The sequence below is a fragment of the Neolewinella xylanilytica genome (assembly GCF_002934605.1).
Classification (GTDB): Bacteria; Bacteroidota; Bacteroidia; order Chitinophagales; family Saprospiraceae; genus Neolewinella; species Neolewinella xylanilytica.
In genome coordinates this window covers 1,606,262-1,623,416 of record NZ_PTJC01000006.1, presented here as the reverse complement: position 1 = coordinate 1,623,416, position 17,155 = coordinate 1,606,262, and the positions used below count along the sequence as shown (strand labels likewise).

The 17,155-nt window shown below is 57.7% G+C and carries 17 protein-coding genes and 1 tRNA gene; 2 read left to right on the top strand and 16 right to left on the bottom strand.

Features of this window, described 5'->3' with window-relative positions:
• Positions 1-129 precede the first annotated feature (129 nt).
• Positions 130-843: a membrane or secreted protein gene (locus CLV84_RS15975; protein ID WP_104420763.1), complete on the top strand. Its 714-nt coding sequence runs from the start codon at positions 130-132 to the stop codon at positions 841-843.
• An 89-nt stretch (positions 844-932) separates the two neighbouring features.
• Here the strand turns inward: CLV84_RS15975 and CLV84_RS21885 are convergent, their stop codons facing one another.
• The 12 genes from CLV84_RS21885 to CLV84_RS15915 all read right to left on the bottom strand — a co-directional run bounded on the left by CLV84_RS21885 (position 933) and on the right by CLV84_RS15915 (position 11,072).
• On the bottom strand, positions 933-1,352 hold the full coding sequence (locus CLV84_RS21885) for a T9SS type A sorting domain-containing protein (protein WP_170067739.1): 420 nt from the start codon (positions 1,350-1,352) through the stop codon (positions 933-935).
• A gap of 831 nt (positions 1,353-2,183) precedes the next feature.
• Positions 2,184-2,732, bottom strand: a complete 549-nt coding sequence (locus tag CLV84_RS21880; protein ID WP_170067738.1) for a T9SS type A sorting domain-containing protein — start codon at positions 2,730-2,732, stop codon at positions 2,184-2,186.
• A gap of 832 nt (positions 2,733-3,564) precedes the next feature.
• Positions 3,565-4,077: a T9SS type A sorting domain-containing protein gene (locus CLV84_RS21875; protein ID WP_170067737.1), complete on the bottom strand. Its 513-nt coding sequence runs from the start codon at positions 4,075-4,077 to the stop codon at positions 3,565-3,567.
• Between the two features lie 756 nt (positions 4,078-4,833).
• Positions 4,834-4,905: transfer RNA gene (locus tag CLV84_RS15955), tRNA-Arg, on the bottom strand.
• Positions 4,906-4,944: 39 nt separating this feature from the next.
• Positions 4,945-5,490 carry a peptide-methionine (R)-S-oxide reductase MsrB gene (gene msrB / locus CLV84_RS15950; protein ID WP_104420759.1) on the bottom strand — a complete coding sequence of 182 codons (546 nt, stop codon included), beginning with the start codon at positions 5,488-5,490 and terminating at the stop codon, positions 4,945-4,947.
• Between the two features lie 116 nt (positions 5,491-5,606).
• On the bottom strand, positions 5,607-6,719 hold the full coding sequence (locus CLV84_RS15945) for a glycerate kinase family protein (protein ID WP_170067736.1): 1,113 nt from the start codon (positions 6,717-6,719) through the stop codon (positions 5,607-5,609).
• A 12-nt stretch (positions 6,720-6,731) separates the two neighbouring features.
• The gene (locus CLV84_RS15940) at positions 6,732-7,466 is read right to left on the bottom strand and encodes a 3-keto-disaccharide hydrolase (RefSeq protein WP_104420757.1); all 735 of its coding nucleotides are present in this window, start codon (positions 7,464-7,466) and stop codon (positions 6,732-6,734) included.
• A gap of 37 nt (positions 7,467-7,503) precedes the next feature.
• On the bottom strand, positions 7,504-8,451 hold the full coding sequence (locus CLV84_RS15935; protein WP_104420756.1) for a ribonuclease Z: 948 nt from the start codon (positions 8,449-8,451) through the stop codon (positions 7,504-7,506).
• A 12-nt stretch (positions 8,452-8,463) separates the two neighbouring features.
• The gene (locus CLV84_RS15930) at positions 8,464-8,847 is read right to left on the bottom strand and encodes an STAS domain-containing protein (protein ID WP_104421218.1); all 384 of its coding nucleotides are present in this window, start codon (positions 8,845-8,847) and stop codon (positions 8,464-8,466) included.
• 66 nt (positions 8,848-8,913) lie between these two features.
• Positions 8,914-10,071 carry an MFS transporter gene (locus tag CLV84_RS15925; RefSeq protein ID WP_170067735.1) on the bottom strand — a complete coding sequence of 386 codons (1,158 nt, stop codon included), beginning with the start codon at positions 10,069-10,071 and terminating at the stop codon, positions 8,914-8,916.
• 103 nt (positions 10,072-10,174) lie between these two features.
• On the bottom strand, positions 10,175-10,717 hold the full coding sequence (locus tag CLV84_RS15920; protein WP_104420754.1) for a 3'-5' exonuclease: 543 nt from the start codon (positions 10,715-10,717) through the stop codon (positions 10,175-10,177).
• 37 nt (positions 10,718-10,754) lie between these two features.
• Positions 10,755-11,072 (bottom strand): LytR/AlgR family response regulator transcription factor, encoded by a 318-nt coding sequence (locus CLV84_RS15915; protein WP_170067734.1) that lies wholly within the window; start codon positions 11,070-11,072, stop codon positions 10,755-10,757.
• Between the two features lie 181 nt (positions 11,073-11,253).
• On the opposite strand from CLV84_RS15915, the gene CLV84_RS15910 reads away from it, so the two are divergent.
• Complete coding sequence (locus CLV84_RS15910) at positions 11,254-12,063, top strand: PhzF family phenazine biosynthesis protein (RefSeq protein WP_104421217.1); 810 nt, start codon at positions 11,254-11,256, stop codon at positions 12,061-12,063.
• On the opposite strand, the gene CLV84_RS15905 is transcribed toward CLV84_RS15910, so the two are convergent.
• The 4 genes from CLV84_RS15905 to CLV84_RS15890 all read right to left on the bottom strand — a co-directional run bounded on the left by CLV84_RS15905 (position 12,023) and on the right by CLV84_RS15890 (position 17,089).
• The gene (locus CLV84_RS15905; protein WP_104420752.1) at positions 12,023-12,550 is read right to left on the bottom strand and encodes an Lrp/AsnC ligand binding domain-containing protein; all 528 of its coding nucleotides are present in this window, start codon (positions 12,548-12,550) and stop codon (positions 12,023-12,025) included. The genes CLV84_RS15910 and CLV84_RS15905 overlap by 41 nt on opposite strands.
• The gene (locus tag CLV84_RS15900; protein WP_104420751.1) at positions 12,547-13,128 is read right to left on the bottom strand and encodes an ATP-grasp domain-containing protein; all 582 of its coding nucleotides are present in this window, start codon (positions 13,126-13,128) and stop codon (positions 12,547-12,549) included. The genes CLV84_RS15905 and CLV84_RS15900 overlap by 4 nt, the downstream gene beginning before the upstream one ends.
• A gap of 30 nt (positions 13,129-13,158) precedes the next feature.
• Entirely contained in the window at positions 13,159-16,065 is a 2,907-nt protein-coding gene (locus CLV84_RS15895) for a leucine--tRNA ligase (protein WP_104420750.1), read from the bottom strand.
• Positions 16,066-16,153: 88 nt separating this feature from the next.
• Positions 16,154-17,089, bottom strand: a complete 936-nt coding sequence (locus CLV84_RS15890) for a retropepsin-like aspartic protease (protein ID WP_104420749.1) — start codon at positions 17,087-17,089, stop codon at positions 16,154-16,156.
• Between the last annotated feature and the right edge of the window lie 66 nt (positions 17,090-17,155).

Here is a 17,155-nt window from a genome sequence, read left to right as displayed (position 1 = left end):
TAACGCCCCGGGCGTCTGGTTGCGGTAAAGGCTTGTTAATTATAGATAGTATCTACAACAACATATGTTTGTACGCAAAGATACAACGATGGGCTTGTCCCGGCCGTTCCCCGTTAACAAACTACCATAATGAAAGTACTCATCTTTTTACTATCGCTGGCCCCGCTCACCAGCTTTGCGCAAGCCCCGAATTCGGATCTGGAGGGAGCCTGGTCCACCACTTTTTCCTCCGCCGACGGCGCTACTAACCAGCTGTCGATGATCATTCAGGACGGCTATTTCGTCATGACGGCCTACAACGAGGAAAATAACGAATTTATCAGCACCCTCGGTGGCGCATATACCGTCAGCCCCGATAGTTTTACCGTTCACTACGAATGGGACTCTTCCACCCCGGCCAACGTCGGCCAGGACCGGAGCATGAGCTACGTGCTCAACAACAGTCTGCTGGTCTTTAACGGCAACGTCGTATGGCAGCGGGTCGACGAGGGAGAAGGGCCCTTAGCCGGCGCCTGGCAAATCACCGGTCGTAAGCAGGACGGGGAGATGCGCCGCCGCACGCCCACCGGTTCCCGCCGCACCATGAAAATCCTCTCCGGCAGCCGCTTCCAGTGGATCGCCTACAACACCGAAACCAAAGAGATGCTCGGCACCGGCGGCGGCACCTACACTTCCGAGGGGCAGCAGTACATCGAACGGATCGAATTCTTCAGCCGAGATCCCGAGCGGGTCGGCGACCAGCTCAGCTTCGACTACAAGATTCGCAACAACGAATGGCACCACATGGGGTTCAGCAGCAAGGGCGAGGCCCTCTACGAAACCTGGGGCCACCGGACGGAGTAGTAGCCTTCGCGCGAAACTTATTAAATAGCAAAGGGCCGCCGTCTCGTGGAGACGCCGGCCCTTTTCGGATTGAGTAATCTTAGCCGGTTCTAGCGGTTGACCACGAGACGCTGCGGGCGCACCCCACCCTGATCGCCGACCGGGCGCACGAAGTACATGCCCGCGGATACGTTGCTGACGTCCAGGCCTTCGCGGCGGACTTCGTTAGCGGTGAACGACCGGACCACCTGGCCGGAGGCCGCGATGAGGTCGACGGTGTGAACGCCTTCCGGTACGGACATGCGTACATAGTCAGTGGCGGGGTTCGGGAACATTTGGAATTGCTGCTCGGCGCCGTCGTAGCCCTTGACGAAGATCACATTGCTGTAATCGTAGGTGCCGGCGTGGTCGAGCTGTTTGATCCGGTAGTAAGTACCGGCGGTTTGGCGGGGCGTAAGTACTTCGTAATCTACCTGGAGGCTACCATTTTCATGGTAGGGTATGTCCGCTACCTTTTTAAATGAGGTCATGCCGATCATTCGCTCTAGTTCGTACCCCTTCACGTCCACTTGCTCTGAGACGGCCCACGTCAGTTGAAGGTCGTTTTCACCGTAGGAGTCGTACGTTAAGTCCTTCGTCCAGTTAACCGGTGCTGCACTGGTGATTTGAATGTCATATACTCCATTATATCCAGGTGCATTAGTTACTTGAACTTCTAGCTGCCCAACACTCGTAAAAGCGAGCACAAATCCAAAGTTGTAGCTCGCTTCGTTGAAAGTCACATTGAATTCTTCGTTAGCTACATTAATGGATTGCGTGGTTGTTGCTGTACCATTCACCGACCTGAATTTATAGGCGGTAATTAACGTTCCTTCGTTAGATTCCACGCCTCTAAAAATGAGAACCGGATTGTCGAATTTATTGGGATAAGAAGTAAAACAATCCTGGATGACAGTGAGGACATCCATTGATTTGGTAGTCTTAAGCTTATCGAGTAAGGTAGTGATGTCAGGCGAGACGGTTGGGTTTGGCCCGGCGCACGGGTTATCAGGGCCAAACTGGCCCCAACCCGCAGCGGAGCACATCAAAAGGCAGAGCGTAAGAATTATGCTATGTAAGAGTCGTTTCATAGTGGTCTAGTTAAGAGAAGCCTCCGATAATCGAAGGTTAAGGTCGAATGGTACCACAATATAGCGCGGGAAGCGAGTTCCAAAGCCGCTGGGGAAAAATTTATTGTGCAAACGGGCAATAATTCCCCAAATCAGATGAGCGGAGGCTTACCGATGCCCCGACACAACCAGCAGCCGCCCCGCGGGGCGGCTGCTCCGTGGGGCTTAAGGCAATTTTAGGTTGCGGAATCTTTAGTGATTAACCACCAGGCGTTGGGGCGTAGCGGCACCGTCGCCCCCTACCGGCCGTACGAGGTACATGCCGGCGGATACGCGGCTCACGTCCATGCCTTCGCGGCGGACTTCATTAGCCGTGAACGACCGTACTACCCGACCGGATGCCGAAATGAGGTCGACCGTATGGATACCTTCGGGTACGGACATCCGCACGTAGTCGGAGGCGGGATTAGGGAACATCCTGAATTCCTGGACGGCTCCGTCGTTGCCATTCACGAAGACCACGTTGCTGTAGTCGTAGGTACCGGCGTAGTCGAATTGCTTTATCCGGAAGTAGGCGCTGCGGCCGGGCCAGTTGACCACGGTGGAGTAGTCGACTTCCAGGCTGCCGTTTTCCCGGTAGGATACATCGGCTACCTTCTCGAAGCTTTCCCCCTCGAACATTCTTTCGAGTTCGTAGCCGGCCACGTCTACTTGCTCAGCTACCGACCAGCGCAGCTGGATGTTTTCACCGAAGGGTTTGTAGGTTAGGTCTTTTGTCCAAGTTACCGGAGCTACGCTCACTACATTTACTGTTGTAAAGCTTGAGTTTGGAAGGCTTGAAATATTCGTGCTTTGTGGCACAATAGCGTATTGAAATGTACCAACAGCCCCGAAGACACTTCGAACTCCGAAGTCTGCATTGCTACTGAATTCGATATCAATCCTTGAATTGACCTCAGTGAGGGACGTTTCCTTACTTGTTTGGCCACGATAAGTAGTGATAGTTACGATTGCACCTTCTCCCTCGGTGATTCTTTCCAAAACTATTTTCTCTCGATCATTACCATTCGGAGCCTTCCCACATATTACATTTCCAGATCCTAAAAGGACATCCTCACCAGGTGTAGGAAACAAAGTCGGCAATAGTGGATCCAGATCTGGAATACTGGCAGAAGGTATGGAGCCACAAGGGTTGGAAGTGCCATCCTGAGCGGTCGCCAAGGAAGAGTAAAACAGTAGCCAGAGACAAAGAATCGGAAGTAAAAGTCGGTTCATAGTAGGAGTTAGTAAGCAAATGAGTCGGCGATAATTAGTGTGTTAATTATCAATGCCGGCACAATATACCTGTAAACACTACCGGATGGATTGCGCATTTTGCAGGAAAATTTTTGCTAGCGGTGTACCGGTAATAACCGTACACGAAGTCCGAAATACCGGGTAGTAAAATCAGCCATCGGATTAGCAAGAGGTACCCAACCTGCTCGGTAGAGGGATGAAGAGGAGTCACTTTTACCCCACGGTCTGGGATCAGGGGGTAGCCAAACACAGAAAGCCCCGTGGAAACTTCCGTTTCCACGGGGCTAGAAAAGCGTAATCGTCTATCCTTTGCACCTCACGTGTAGGGAAAGGGTGATCAGTGATTCACCACCAACCGCTGGGGCGATGCGGCACCTTCACCTACCGTACGTACCAGGTACATGCCGGCGGTCACCCGGCTTACGTCCATACCTTCCCGGCGGACCTCATTAGCGGTGAACGAGCGCACCAAGCGGCCGGAAGCCGAGATCAGATCCACGGTGTGAATGCCTTCGGGTACGGACATGCGCACGTATTCGGAGGCGGGATTAGGGAACATCCGGAATTCCTGGACGGCTCCGTCGTTGCCATCCACGAAGACCACGTTGCTGTAGTCGTAGGTACCGGCGTAGTCGAGTTGCTTTACCCGAAAGTAGGCGCTGCGGCCGGGCCAGTTGACCACGGTGGAGTAGTCGACTTCCAGGCTGCCGTTTTCACGGTAGGCTACGTCAGCTACCTTCTCGAAGCTTTCCCCCTCGAACATTCTTTCGAGTTCGTAGCCGGCCACGTCTACCTGCTCGGCTACCGACCAGTTGAATTTTACGTTTTCACCGAAGGGTTCGTAGCTCAAATTTTCGGTCCAGGTAACCGGCGCCGCTACCCCGGCCAGAACCTGAACGGAGATTTGATTAGAGCGGGGTGGGGAATTGCCGGTATTTACACGCGTTATAACATCAAAACTACCAACTGCAGTTAAGCGAACTACGACACCGTATGCGCCTTGCGCAATGACTAGTGGAATTTGAAAACCGTCCTGGGATATGTCGCCACCATATTGTTGGGTTGCCAAAGGAGAAGAATAAACGGTGAAGTCACCGATTACTTCTTCGTCGCTCTCAATATTCGTAACCTCTATAGTACGGACATTTTGGTTAGCCGAACGCTTAGAGAGGCAAAGCGTAATCAAATCGCCGACAGTCTGGGTGAAGGTAGCGTTATTGTTTGAGGTAAAGAAGCTATTGAAGTTAGATACAATATCGGGTGGCTGTGGCGTGGAACAAGTGAACTGTTGTCCGACCAACGAAAAGGGTAACGAAAACAGCATTAAGCTGAATAAGGGTAGAAGTTGTTTCATAGTAGTAGTTAGTTAGCTAAAAGGTCGTGTCAGTGATAATTAGCATGTTAATTATCAACGTCGACACAATACACTCCCTAAAGCGAACAAACTACTCGGGTGTTCAGACTTATTGCGGTCTTAACAATCCCACTACCAGGCAACTATGAAAGAGGGATGGGGATAACTGCATCCAGTTTCGCTAGAATACTAGCCTGATACCGTCAGCCAACCCAAGTCCGGAAAATCGGACAGGCGAGGGCTTGAATAAAGTAGCCCCAGCAAGACTCGAACTTGCATTTTCGGTTTAGGAAACCAACGTTCTATCCCTTGAACTATGGGGCTATGGCCGGCCAGAACGGCGGCGGGCCGCAAATATACTATTTACAGGTCGGCTTCGGGAACGAAATTCAGTGCTACGCCATTCAGGCAGTACCGCAGACCGGTGGGTTGGGGACCGTCGGGGAAGACGTGGCCGAGGTGACCGTTACAGCGGGCGCAGCTTACTTCGGTGCGCTCCATGCCGTAACGACGGTCGACTTCCTCCATGACGTACTTGGGTTCGAGGGGTTGGTAGAAACTCGGCCAGCCGGTTCCGGACTCGAACTTGGTACTGCTGCTGAAGAGCGGAAGCCCACAGGCACGGCAGGCGTAGATGCCGGCCTGCTTATTATCGTTGAGCGGGCTACTGAAGCTTGGTTCGGTGCCGTCCTGCCGTAGTACGTTGAACTCCTGGTTGGTAAGGATCTCTTTCCAGTAATCGGTGGTGGTATCGAATTCCTCCACGGTTCCGTCGGTCGGCGGATCGTAGCGGTAATCGGGCATGGAAGGATCTACCCCCGAGGCCGTGTCACCCGAGCTGACGGTGGTTTGGGAGGTAGAATTACAGGCGAGCAGGAGCAAAAAGGAAAAAGCCAGAAAGAAGCGCATGGAAGATAGTTTCTACTACAACACGCGAGCGACAGCCAAGGGTTCACCAGCTTATCGGGGGAGGACCGGCTGGACCACCGGCCGACTCCGTTCACCCGCGCTCCGGCGCCCCCCTGCTACTGCGTATGCTCAGTACGTTGCCGGCAGTACTTAAAGACTTCCGCTTCGATCAACTCGGCGGCCCTTACCATTTTCTCGTTCGTACTGATTCCTTCCAGGCCGTCCAGCGACAGGATGGCCAGTGCACCCAGGTCCTCCGCGGCGACCGTGCTCCGTCCGCAAACCGCTACGGTAGGTCTTCCGGCGCCGATGACCTCGGAAACGACCTTTCCCCGCTCGGTCTGTCGATCGATGCTTCCCTCCCCCGTAAACAGCAGATCGGCGCGGGCGGCCGCCTTCGGAAATCCGATCTCGTTCAGTATCACCGGCGCACCCTTTTGCAATTCCGCACCCAAAAACGCCACGGCTCCGGCACCCAGTCCGCCCGCCGCGCCGGCTCCGGCCAGGTCGGCAACGTCCTGACCGAGGTCGCGCCGCAGCAGCTCGTTGAAGTGGTGCATGCCTTCTTCCAGGTGATCAAGCCGGTCTTCGGCGGCCCCCTTCTGCCGGGCGTAGGTATAGGTAGCGCCGGTAGGACCTAGCAGGGGATTATCTACGTCGCACAGCACGGTTATCCGGGCCTCTTGCAGGCCGGGGTGCCGGTCCGTTACATCGATGCGCGCCACGTGCCGCAGGGATCCCGCCATCGGTACGATCTCGTATCCCTGAGCGGTGTAGAACCGGTAGCCCAGGGCCGCGGCCATGCCCGCACCACAGTCGCTGGTGGACGTTCCGCCGATGAGCAGGGATAGCTGACGGGCACCGCGGGCGAGGGCATCGTCGATCATCGACCCTACGCCAATGGTGGTGGTGTTCTCCGGATTGCGACGCGGGGGCGGAATATGGTAGAGCCCACAGGCCGCGGCAGACTCGATCACCGCACGCCCATTACCCAAATAGTAGGCCGCATCGATGGGTCTGCGGAGGGGGCCCGCCACGCGTACGCGACGGGCCTTCAATCCGTAAGCTTTGCCGAGCAATTCCATGCTCCCCTCCCCACCGTCCGCCAGGGGGAGGCGCGTAATTTCGGCTTCGGGCCAGGCGGCACGTACCCCCCGGGCAATGGCCGTGGCGGCCGCCCGGGCGGAGAGACTCCCCTTGAACTTGTCCGGGCAGATCAGGACGCGCAAAGAAAGGCGGATTTAAAGTTCGCGCACCCAGATATTCCGGTACGCTACCGCGTTGCCGTGGTCCTGGAGCGAAATAACGTCGTCGCCGTGGGCTTCGTAGTGGGGTAAGCCGATGTATTCGGTCGGGCCCTTGATCTCGAAGTTATTTTGCACCACCACGCCGTTCATCAGTACCGTTACGTAGGCGGGGCGGATCAGGATGCCGTCGTCATTGAAGTGGGGGGCGGTGTAAATGATGTCGTAGGTCTGCCACTCGCCCATGGGCTTTAGGGCGTTGACCAGCGGAGGCGTTTGCTTATAGATGGATCCCGCCTGGCCGTTGGTGTAGGTGTCGCTGCCTTCGCTCTCGAGCACCTGCACTTCGTAGCGGTTCTGCAGAAAGATGCCGCTGTTGCCCCTACCCTGCCCTTCCTTGTCGGGTTCACTGGGGCTGCGCCACTCGACGTGGAGCTGCATGTCGCCGAATTTGCGGCGGGTAGAAATGTTCCCGGCACCGCCTTTGACGATCAGGGCGTCTCCATCCACGGTCCAGTCGACCGCGCCGCCCGATGCGGCATTGACCCATTCGCTGGCGTCCGCGCCATCGCCGAGGAGCACGATGGCATCCGCCGGCGCCTCGCCGAGCTGAGCGCCCGGCTTCACTTTCGGGGGTACGGGCTCGTAAAACTCCGTGGCCTTCGGATCGGTGATCTGGGCCTGGAGTGCCGTAACGGCGGCGAGCAGAAAGAGGAATAGGTACTTACGCATGATTCGATGATTATGGGGGCAATTTAGCTATTTGCCCTTAATTGACCGACCCCGGCTCCCCCCGCCCCGCGTAGGGCACCAGGTAGCGGTACAAATCGCGGACGGCGTAGCTGTTGGGGAAAATGGCGCGGGCCTCGCGCTCGTGGGCGGTGGTGTCGGCGTAGCGGGCACTGAAGTGCCCCATGATCAACCGACCAACGGCGGCGGCGCGGGCGGTCGTTGCCGCCTCGCGGGCCGTGGAGTGTCCGCGATCCCGCGCTTCGGTGGCCATCTCGTGCAGAAAGGTGGCTTCGTGGTATAGCAGGTCGACGCCCTTGACCCATTCCACCAATTGGGGAAAGTATGCCGTATCCGAACAGTAGGCGTAGGACCGCGGCGGGGGTGGCGGAACGGTTAGCAAGTGATTGGGAATTACCCGGCCGGTGGGATCGGTGTAGTCCGCCCCTTGCTTGATGCCGGCAATGGACTGCCAGGGTATGGCGTGTCGCTCGATCGCTTCCTTGACCATATTGGCCTCCCGCTGCTTCTCCCGGATCAGGTAGCCGTTGGTCTGAATGCGATGACGAAGCGGAAAAGCGAAAATGGCAACGTCCTCCAGCTCCCGGACGGCTACGAGCTTGTCAGCGGCCACGGAGTCGAAGTGAAGATCGAAGGGCAGTCCGTAACGGTCCAGTTCCAGCAGCGGGGCAATCCGCTCCCAGAGTCCTGGCGGACTCACGATGCGCAAGGGGATGGTGCGGCCGTTCAGGGCCATACTTGTCAGCAGGCCGGGTAGACCGAAGTAATGGTCGCCGTGCAGGTGGGTAATTAAAATTAACCCACAGCGCCCCATCCCTAGGCCGGCGGCCTGCAGGCGCATTTGGGTACCTTCTCCGCAATCAACGAGGATATCGGACACCTCGCTCCGAAAGAAGTGGGCGGACGGGTGGCGGCGGTCACTGGGCAGAGCGCCGTTGGAGCCGAGAACGGTAACTTCGAAGCGCACGGTGCCGACCGGCTATTCGTCGCCGGGCTCGGCCTGCATGTCGCGCTGAAGCTCTTCCATAAAAATGAAATCGACGGCCTCGCTCATGGTCGGCAGAATGGTCAGTACGGTATCCACTTTGCTGATCTCCACCAGTCGCTTCACCGCGGGTTGTTCTACGCCGGTAACGACGAAGGTGCCCAGGTTGCTCCAGAGCCGGCGGGCGGTGAGGATCGCGCTCAGTCCGGAGGAATCGACGTACTTCACGCCGCTGAGGTCAAGGATAAGGTTGGTGATGCCCTCGTTGGCCAGAATGACAAACTCGGACTTGAGCTGAGGCGCTACGGCGGAGTTGAGGTTGTCTTCCTCCGGTTTGATGACGCTGTACCGTTCCTGTTTGTCGATGCTGAATTTCATTAGTTTGATTTTGGTCGTTCTCAGGCGCAAATGTATGGAAAAGCCCAGGAACCACGCCATCGGGCGTTAATCTTCTACTCTAAGGTAAAAGGCCGACAAAATGAAGAGTAGCACCATCAACAGCGCAACCACTCCGAGACCTACCCGCAGACCGACCACCCCATCGAAGGGGCCGATCCCGCCGGGCAACAACGCATTCTGGTAATCCGAAACAAAACCGATCGCCGGCGGTCCCCACAGAAAGGCACTGTAGCCAATGGTACTTACCGAGCTGATGCCCACCCCGGACCGGAGCCCGGGCACCCTACTCGCCTGGCTGAATACTACCGGGATGATGTTCGACAGCCCCAATCCGACGAGTCCGAATCCCGCAATCGCTACAGCGGGCACGGGATAAAGTATGGCCGCCATCACGCCGACTAGTGCCACCAACGCTCCCCCTACAATCACGATGCGGGAACCTAACCGCCCCCGAATGCCGTCGCCAAAACTCCGCCCCAACAGCATCGCGCCGCTGAACGCGGCCTGGCCGAAGGGAGCAATAGCCTCCGTACTTCCGGTTACCCGCGTCATATATAGCGGCGTCCAGTCGGCCATGGCGCCCTCACCGATCATGGTGCAGAGCGAAGCCAGGCCGAGGAGTACGATCGCCAGACCGAAGCGGCCGGCGCCGGGGCCGATTTCCGGACCGGCGTCCGGCCCGTCATTCAAAAAATTACGGAGGGCGTAAATCGACAACAGGGAAGTGATCAGGGAAATGACCAGAAAATGCGGACCCAGGTCCATCCCCAAATAGATAAAGGCGGCCGCGATGCCCGCTCCAACGAACATACCCCCCGAAAAACAGGCGTGGAAGGAGGAGGTGATGGGCTGTCCCCAGAGTTTTTCCACCTCCACCGCCTGGGCGTTGATGGCTACGTCCATTACCCCGGTCGAGATCCCCACCAGCGGCATGAGCAGCAGCAAGCCGGCGTAGCCCGGCATGTAGGCCATTAAAGGCACGACCAGGATAAACCCTACCGTAGAGACCACCGCCAACCGGCGACTCCCGTTTTTGACGATCAGATAGCCAGCGAGGGGCATCGCGATGAGCGACCCGACGGCCAGGCTGGTCAGCACGAAGCCCGTCTGCCCGTTGTCGATCCCGTACAGCTCCTGCAAACGGGGTAAGCGGCTCGTCCAGTTGGCGTAGACCAGGCCATTGATCGCGAAGGCCAGGGCCACGGCAATGCGGGTGCGAAGAAGGGAAGCGGAGCGTTCGATGCGGATGAAAATTGAGGCCGCAAAGCTACGGCAGGCGGAAGCATACGCGATAGAACGTATCCCGTCAGTAGCGCCACATATCCAACAGCTTGCGGAACACCTTAACGGTGTTCTCCGCATCGTCGAGCGCGCGGTGCTGTTCACCCGTCCACTCAAAGCCCTCGTGGCGGACGGCGGAGGCGAGGCCGCGTTTCTTGGGCAAACCGCGCAGCTCCCGGTATTGTGCCTTGAGGTTGATATGCGGCAGTAGCCATTCGTCGTCCGCATGGTGCAGCCAGCAGTCTTGGAGCAGCTGCCGCTGATCGAAATCTCCCCAGGCGGCCAGCACGTAGGGCTCGGTATCCGGAGCGACCCATTCGCGGAAGGCTTCGATGACGCGGGAAAAATCCCGCGCCCGGTCGATATCCGCCTGTTCGATGCGGGTGAGGCGGCGACAGAAGTAGCTCAGCTGGGGGTGGAGGATGGGCTGGATCAACCGGCTGAAGGCACTGCCTACTTCTCCGTAGGCAGTGACCTCATAGGCGCCGATTTCTATTGTTTCCTGGACCATTCCGGGAGGGCGGCCTTCCCAGCAGGTGGCCTCGATATCGTAGACGATGAATCTCACCCAGGGAGAACGGCTACTCCTTCAGTACGTTCAATGGTTAGAGTCGCGGCATGCGGCTCTTGATGTCAGCGTGGTAAGCCTTCCCCATCTTGAGTTGCTGATCGGCGAGCTGCAACACCCCATCCGCGAAACTGACACTGCTGACCTGCTGAAAATTGACTAGTAAACCGCGGCTGGCGCGTACGAACTGTTCGCTGTTCAATTCGTCGGCGATGGTGGCCAAGCTACGTTTGATGGCGAAGCGTTTATCACGCGTCTGGATGTAGGCGTAGTTGCCGTCGGCCTGGATGTAGTGGATGTCTTGTAAAGGTATCTTTACGTAGGTCGTCCCTTCCCGTAAGAAAAGATGATCCATGAGCTGTGTATTGTAAGAATTCATAAGTTTGGCGGCTTAGTCAATTTACGGTTGTAAGGCAGTGCTACTTTTACAGACGGATAATCCTCCAAATAGTCACCCTCAACCCCCAAAGACCTACGGTGAAACGAGATTTGTGGATTGAATCGGGCCGTTTAATGATCAATTTTAAAAAATGTTTATGCATAATCTACCGCTATACCAAGTTGATGCCTTCACCGACACCCTTTTCGGTGGCAATCCGGCCGCTGTCGTCCCGGTTCCTGAATTTCCCTCCGACAAGCTGATGCAGCGCATCGCAGCCGAGAATAATCTTTCCGAAACCGCCTTCGTCGTGATCCGTGGAAAAGGCAAGTTTGACATTCGGTGGTTCACGCCCACTACGGAAGTTCGCCTGTGCGGGCATGCCACCCTGGCCGCGGCCCACGTGCTGTACCGCTCCGGGGGCCAGGACCTGGATAAATTGCGCTTCAAAACTAAGTTAGCCGGCACGATCGTGGTCAGTCCCGACACCGATGAAGGCGGCTACACCCTCAGTTTTCCCGCCGATAAGCCCCGCAAAATTAAGTCCTCCAAGAAGATCCGTGGCGCCCTGGCCGGCCTCAAACCACAGGCGGTATACGAAGGGACCGACGACCTGATCGTCGTACTCAAAGACCAGTCGCAGGTCGAAAGCCTGTCTCCGAATCATCACGTCATCGCTAAGCTGAAACACCGGGGACTTACGGTCACCGCCCCCGGAGACAAGGTGGATTTTGTCAGCCGTTGCTTTTATCCCGCCCTGGGTATTCAGGAAGACCCCGTTACCGGTTCGGCGCATACCGCCCTGGCACCGTTGTGGGCCAAGGAATTGAAGAAGAAAAAGCTTACCGCCCGACAGCTCTCCCCCCGCGGCGGGCGGCTCTACTGCGAGGTTCGGGGAAAGAAGGTCCGTATTTCCGGTCAGGCAATCACGTATCTGGCTGGTCAGATTCTGCTGGATCGTCTGTAGCCCGCAGTTCCGCCATATCCTCCGGACTTATCACCTGAACGGGTCGCTCGAAGGTCTGCTCCAGGGAGATGAAGGTCTCCGTCCGCTGGATACCTTCGAACGCCTGGATACGCTGCAGCACTTCCCGCAAATGATCGGTATCCCGGCAGATCACGCGGGCGAAAATGCTGTATACCCCGGTAGTGTAATGGGCCGATACGATCTCCTGGATACCGCGGAGGTAGGCAGCCGCCTGGTTATAGAGACCGCTTCCCTTCAGGTAGATCCCCAGAAAGGCGCTCACGTCGTACCCGAGTTTGGTGTGATCCACGACCAGCGTCTGCCCCTGCACTACCCCGGCCGCGATCAGTTTATTCATCCGTACGTGGATCGTTCCGCCGGAAACGAAGAGTTTTGCCCCAAGATCCGTATACGGCCGCTTCGCATTCTCCATGAGCAGCGCCAGAATTTTCCGGTCCAGATCATCCAGTTCGTAGGCAGGTTTCATAGTGTATCGGGATTGAGGGTGACGTGTAGCGGCGGCTTACCCGGCGATTTGGTTTCGGCAATGTGCAGTTGGTTTCCCGGCTCAAGGGCTTCCTCCAGAAATTCGCGAACGGCTGCGGCATAGTCCGGCGTCCGTTCCGGTGTTTCCATCCACAACAGGCAGACGGTACGGGAAGCCTGTTCCAGTCGCCGCTCCGCTTCCGCCCAGAACCAATAGTCCGATTCGGGTCGCTCCCGCTTGCGCCAGGCGTACCACAGTAGTACCAACCGCAACCACCATCGCTGCTGCATGGCGCGGTTCACTACCCGGATGATCCGCTTCGAATCCGAAAACTTCTTCCCCACCTGCTGGGCCAGTCCTTCGGGGCTTCGTCTTTTCATGGAGGACAATTCATTACGCCGGCGGAAGTTTTTGATTTCCACCAGCCATAGCTCGCCCTCCGGGGTCAGACAAAGAAAGTCGACCCCCTTCAGCCCATGGCCGCTCACGCTACGGTAAGCGGTGGTCTGATCGAACCTACGGACCGACCAATCATTCGGAAACTCGATCTGCAGGTCGCTTTCGGAAAAGGTATTCACGCGGCGAAAATACGCTTAGCCGGCCAATGCCTAACCCACCACGAAATTGACCATCCGCTTAGGCACTACGATCACTTTGCGAATGGCTTTCCCTTCCAGGTACCCCTGCACCTGCGCATCGGCGCGCGCCGTTTCCTCGATGGTCTCCCGGGTAGCTTCCGCGGGAAACTCCAGCGTCAACCGCGTTTTCCCGTTGAAGGCGATAGGATAGGTGATGTTGTCCTCGACGAGATGCCGCTCTTCGAAGGTCGGCCACCCCGCCCGGTGCACGGTCTCCGTCCCGCCCAGGGCGCGGTAGAGTTCCTCGGCCAGGTGGGGAGCGAAGGGTGCGATGAGGCGAACCATGGGCTCGAGTACGGCCCGCTTGTCGCAGCGAAGCTTGGTCAGGTCGTTGGTAGCCACCATAAAGGCGCTAACGCAAGTGTTGAAGCTCAGTTTTTCGATGTCCTCCGTAACCTTTTTAATGAGGGTATGCAGAATTTTAAGCTCCTCCCGGGTGGCCTCCGCATCGGTGACGGCCAGGCGATCTCCCTCCCCGACAAAGAGGGTCCAGAAGCGCCGCAGAAAGCGGTAGACCCCGTCGATGCCCGACACGCTCCACGGCTTACCCTGGTCGATGGGGCCGAGAAACATTTCGTACATGCGGAAGCAGTCGGCACCGTACCGCTCGCAGATGTCGTCGGGATTAACGGCGTTGTACTTCCGCTTGGACATTTTCCCCTGCTCCACGCTCAGCTCCAGGTACTGACGGCCTTCCTTGTCCAATGACCAGGCAAAGGCGGTAGCCTGCTGCAGGATGGTCCGGAAGTACGCGGCATCCTGGTGATCCAAACGCTGGGCCTCGTCTACGGCATCGTGGTACAGGCGGTAGCTGCTTTCGTTATTGACGGAGGTTTCGGTAACGAAGCGCAGCGGCGTCAGTCGCCTACCGGTGCTTTCGTCGAGCACCAAGTGGCCGCTACCGATACCGGGCACCTCGAGGCCGCTCCCTTCGGCGACGTTGCTGCTGACCCACACCGGGTGGCGCTGTCCGTCGTCGGTGAGCAGGATACCGAGGTGAATGTAGCTGATCGGTCCACCGATCATGCCCTGGTTCAGCAATTTCTTGTAGGGTTCGCGGGTAGGTACTTTACCGATATCAAACAGAAATTTGTGGATCAGCCGGCTGTAGAGGATGTGGCTGACGGCGTGTTCGGCCCCGCCCACGTAGAGGTCCACGTCCTGCCAGTAATTGACGGCGTCGGGGCTTACGAACTCGTTCGCATTGGTCGGGTCCATGTATCGCAGGTAGTACCAGTTGGAACCGGCGGTAGCGGGCATGGTGTCCGTTTCCCGCCGCCGGGAATCGTGACGGATCCAGTCCGTGGCCCGTTCGAGGGGGGAAGCGCCGTTAACGGCCCGGAAATCCTCCATCTGCGGCAGCTCGACGGGCAGGTCTACAGTGGCCACGCGGTGGGGGACGTCCTCGTCGTCGTACTCGATGGGCCAGGGTTCGCCCCAGTAGCGCTGGCGGCTGAAGACCAGATCGCGGATGCGGTAGTTAATCTGCCGTTGTCCGCGGCCCTCGGCTTCGATGCGTTCGGTGGCCGCGGCGATCGCATCGGGTACTTCCATACCGTCGAGGAAGCCGGAGTTCATGAGGCGACCTACCTTATCCTTCAGCGTCGCTCCCGGGTAGTCGGATTTATCGACCACGTCGATGATCTCGATGCCGAATTTCTCGGCGAAGCGCTTATCCCGGTCGTCGTCGCTCGGCACGGCCATAATGGCTCCGGTACCGTAATCCTTGAGCACGTACTCGGCGATGTAAATGGGTACTTCCGCCCCGTTGAGCGGGTTGATCGCGTACGCCCCGGTGAACGCCCCCGTCACCCGGTTTTCGCTCATCCGGTCGAGCTCGCTTCTTCTGCCCACGTAGGTCAGGTAGTCGTCGATTTCCCCGCGCTGCGCTTGGGTAGTCAGCCGATCGACCAGCTCGTGTTCGGGCGCGATCACCATGAAGGTGGTACCGAAAATGGTATCCGGCCGGGTGGTGAACACGTCCAGTTGCCCTTCGTGCCCCTTGATGTCAAAGTGCACCAGGGCCCCGGTGGATTTACCGATCCAGTTGATTTGTTGTGCTTTTAATCCCTCGCTGTAGTCCACGGTGTCCAGTCCGGCGAGCAGCCGTTCGGCGTAGGCGGTGATCCGCAGGCTCCACTGCAGCATGGGCCGTTGTTCCACCGGGTGGTTGCCCCGTTCGCTGCGACCGTCCTTCACTTCGTCGTTCGCAAGTACCGTTCCGAGCGCTTCGCACCAGTTGACGTAGCTGACGCTGCGGAAGGCCAGGCGGTAATTCATCAGTAGGTCGCTGCGGCCCTTGGCATCGAGACGGTTGAACTCCTCGGCCGAGATCCGGCGGGGTTCGGTTTCGGCGGCGTGCAGCCCTTCCGTCCCGTGTTTTTCCAGGTGGTCGATTAATTCGGATACGGGGCGGGCTTTATCCGCGTCGCGGTCGTACCAGTGCTCGAACACCTCCCCGATGATCCACTGCGTCCATTTAAAGTAGCCGGGGTCGGAGGTATTGACGCTGCGGTCCCAGTCAAAGCTGAGTCCCAGGCGTTCCATCTGTTCCTTGTAGCGGGCGGTATTGACGGCGGTGGATTGGGAGGGGTGTACGCCGGTGTCGATGGCGTATTGCTCCGCGGGCAAGCCGAAGGCGTCGAAGCCCATGGGGTGCAGCACGTTAAAACCGGCCTGCCGGCGGTAACGGGCCACGATATCGGAGCCGATATACCCCAGCGGGTGACCGACGTGGAGGCCGGACCCGGACGGGTAGGGGAACATGTCCAGTACGTAGTACTTTGGCTTCGAGGTATCGTTGAGGGTACGGTACGTCTTGTGCTCCTTCCAGTACGCTTGCCATTTGCGGTCAAGGTGCTGTACGTCAAATTTCATGGGGCCATACTTAGTGAGGGAGCAAAGGTAAAGCATTGCGCCGGGGCGCAGGTGCAATAGATCGTCACAAACCGGAACGCCCGGCTGGCTACCAAACGTAAATCTTCCGGCGGCGGTAATCGATGCCAACGGTAAATTGGCTTAGAAAGGCGGATCCGAGAATGCCGGCAAGCTCGTGGCCTTCCTCCTGCAGGTGACTCAGGTCCATGGTAACCAGCTCGATGGTCTCCTCCCCTTCGGCAAATTCTCCCGGCGTCGGCAGGCTCACGATCGCGGCTTCTACGTGGCGACCGTCCAGCCCCAGAATATTCATCGCTTCCCCCGTATCGGCCAGCTGCAACCCTTCGGCGGCCTTGCTATCCACCAAATTGCTTCCCGCACCCGTGTCGATGGCAAAGGCGTAGCGTTTGCCCTTAATGCGGAATCGCACCACGGGGAGATGGTCTACCATCGAAAATTTGAGTACCGCGCGGGGAGCTACACCTAGGTGCTTCGGGTGACGTTCGGAAGGCAGCAACCGGAAGGATCGGGCGGCATAATCGATGCGCAACTCCCCGTCGTTGAGCAGTTCGTAACCTACCATACCATCAATTCGCTGACCGACCCGATTTTCCATTCCGCGCAGGTCGATACCGATCGCCCAGTAGTTCTCTACGGTAAGCCCGCCCATCTCGAAGAGATTTACGCGGTGGTCCGTCAACGCCACCGATCCGCCCGAACCATACCCGGTGTAGTTGCTTCCGCTTCCGGCGGAGCCGCGGTTATTCATCACCAGGGTTGGGGCGCCGGTGTCTAAAATGAAGTTTCCCGGACTTCCGTCCACCATCGCTTCGAAAAAAATGAGGTTCCGGTCGAAGGTGAAAGATTCCGCGAGCGGAGCCAGGGCGTCGCGACTGGCCTCACCGCGCTCGGTTCCCGTCGGGGCGTGCAAAAGGTTGACCGTCCGCTGGGCATGCGCCGCCCCTACCAACAGGGAGGCGAGCAGCAAGAGAATACACCGCGATGCGAAACGTAGGCTTAACATAGTGGCCGTTTGTACAACTAAAGTTAACCAATTATTTACATACAGTTAACATTAAGGCGATGATTT

Coding starts and splice junctions, on each gene's coding strand:
- CLV84_RS15905 (WP_104420752.1), bottom strand. CDS start 12,550: ATGAAACCTGCCTACGAACTGGATGATCTGGACCGGAAAATTCTGGCG.
- CLV84_RS15930 (WP_104421218.1), bottom strand. CDS start 8,847: ATGAAATTCAGCATCGACAAACAGGAACGGTACAGCGTCATCAAACCG.
- CLV84_RS21885 (WP_170067739.1), bottom strand. CDS start 1,352: ATGACCTCATTTAAAAAGGTAGCGGACATACCCTACCATGAAAATGGT.
- msrB (WP_104420759.1), bottom strand. CDS start 5,490: ATGCGCTTCTTTCTGGCTTTTTCCTTTTTGCTCCTGCTCGCCTGTAAT.
- CLV84_RS15940 (WP_104420757.1), bottom strand. CDS start 7,466: ATGCGTAAGTACCTATTCCTCTTTCTGCTCGCCGCCGTTACGGCACTC.
- CLV84_RS15895 (WP_104420750.1), bottom strand. CDS start 16,065: ATGAAATTTGACGTACAGCACCTTGACCGCAAATGGCAAGCGTACTGG.
- CLV84_RS15890 (WP_104420749.1), bottom strand. CDS start 17,089: ATGTTAAGCCTACGTTTCGCATCGCGGTGTATTCTCTTGCTGCTCGCC.
- CLV84_RS15910 (WP_104421217.1), top strand. CDS start 11,254: ATGCATAATCTACCGCTATACCAAGTTGATGCCTTCACCGACACCCTT.
- CLV84_RS15975 (WP_104420763.1), top strand. CDS start 130: ATGAAAGTACTCATCTTTTTACTATCGCTGGCCCCGCTCACCAGCTTT.
- CLV84_RS15915 (WP_170067734.1), bottom strand. CDS start 11,072: ATGGATCATCTTTTCTTACGGGAAGGGACGACCTACGTAAAGATACCT.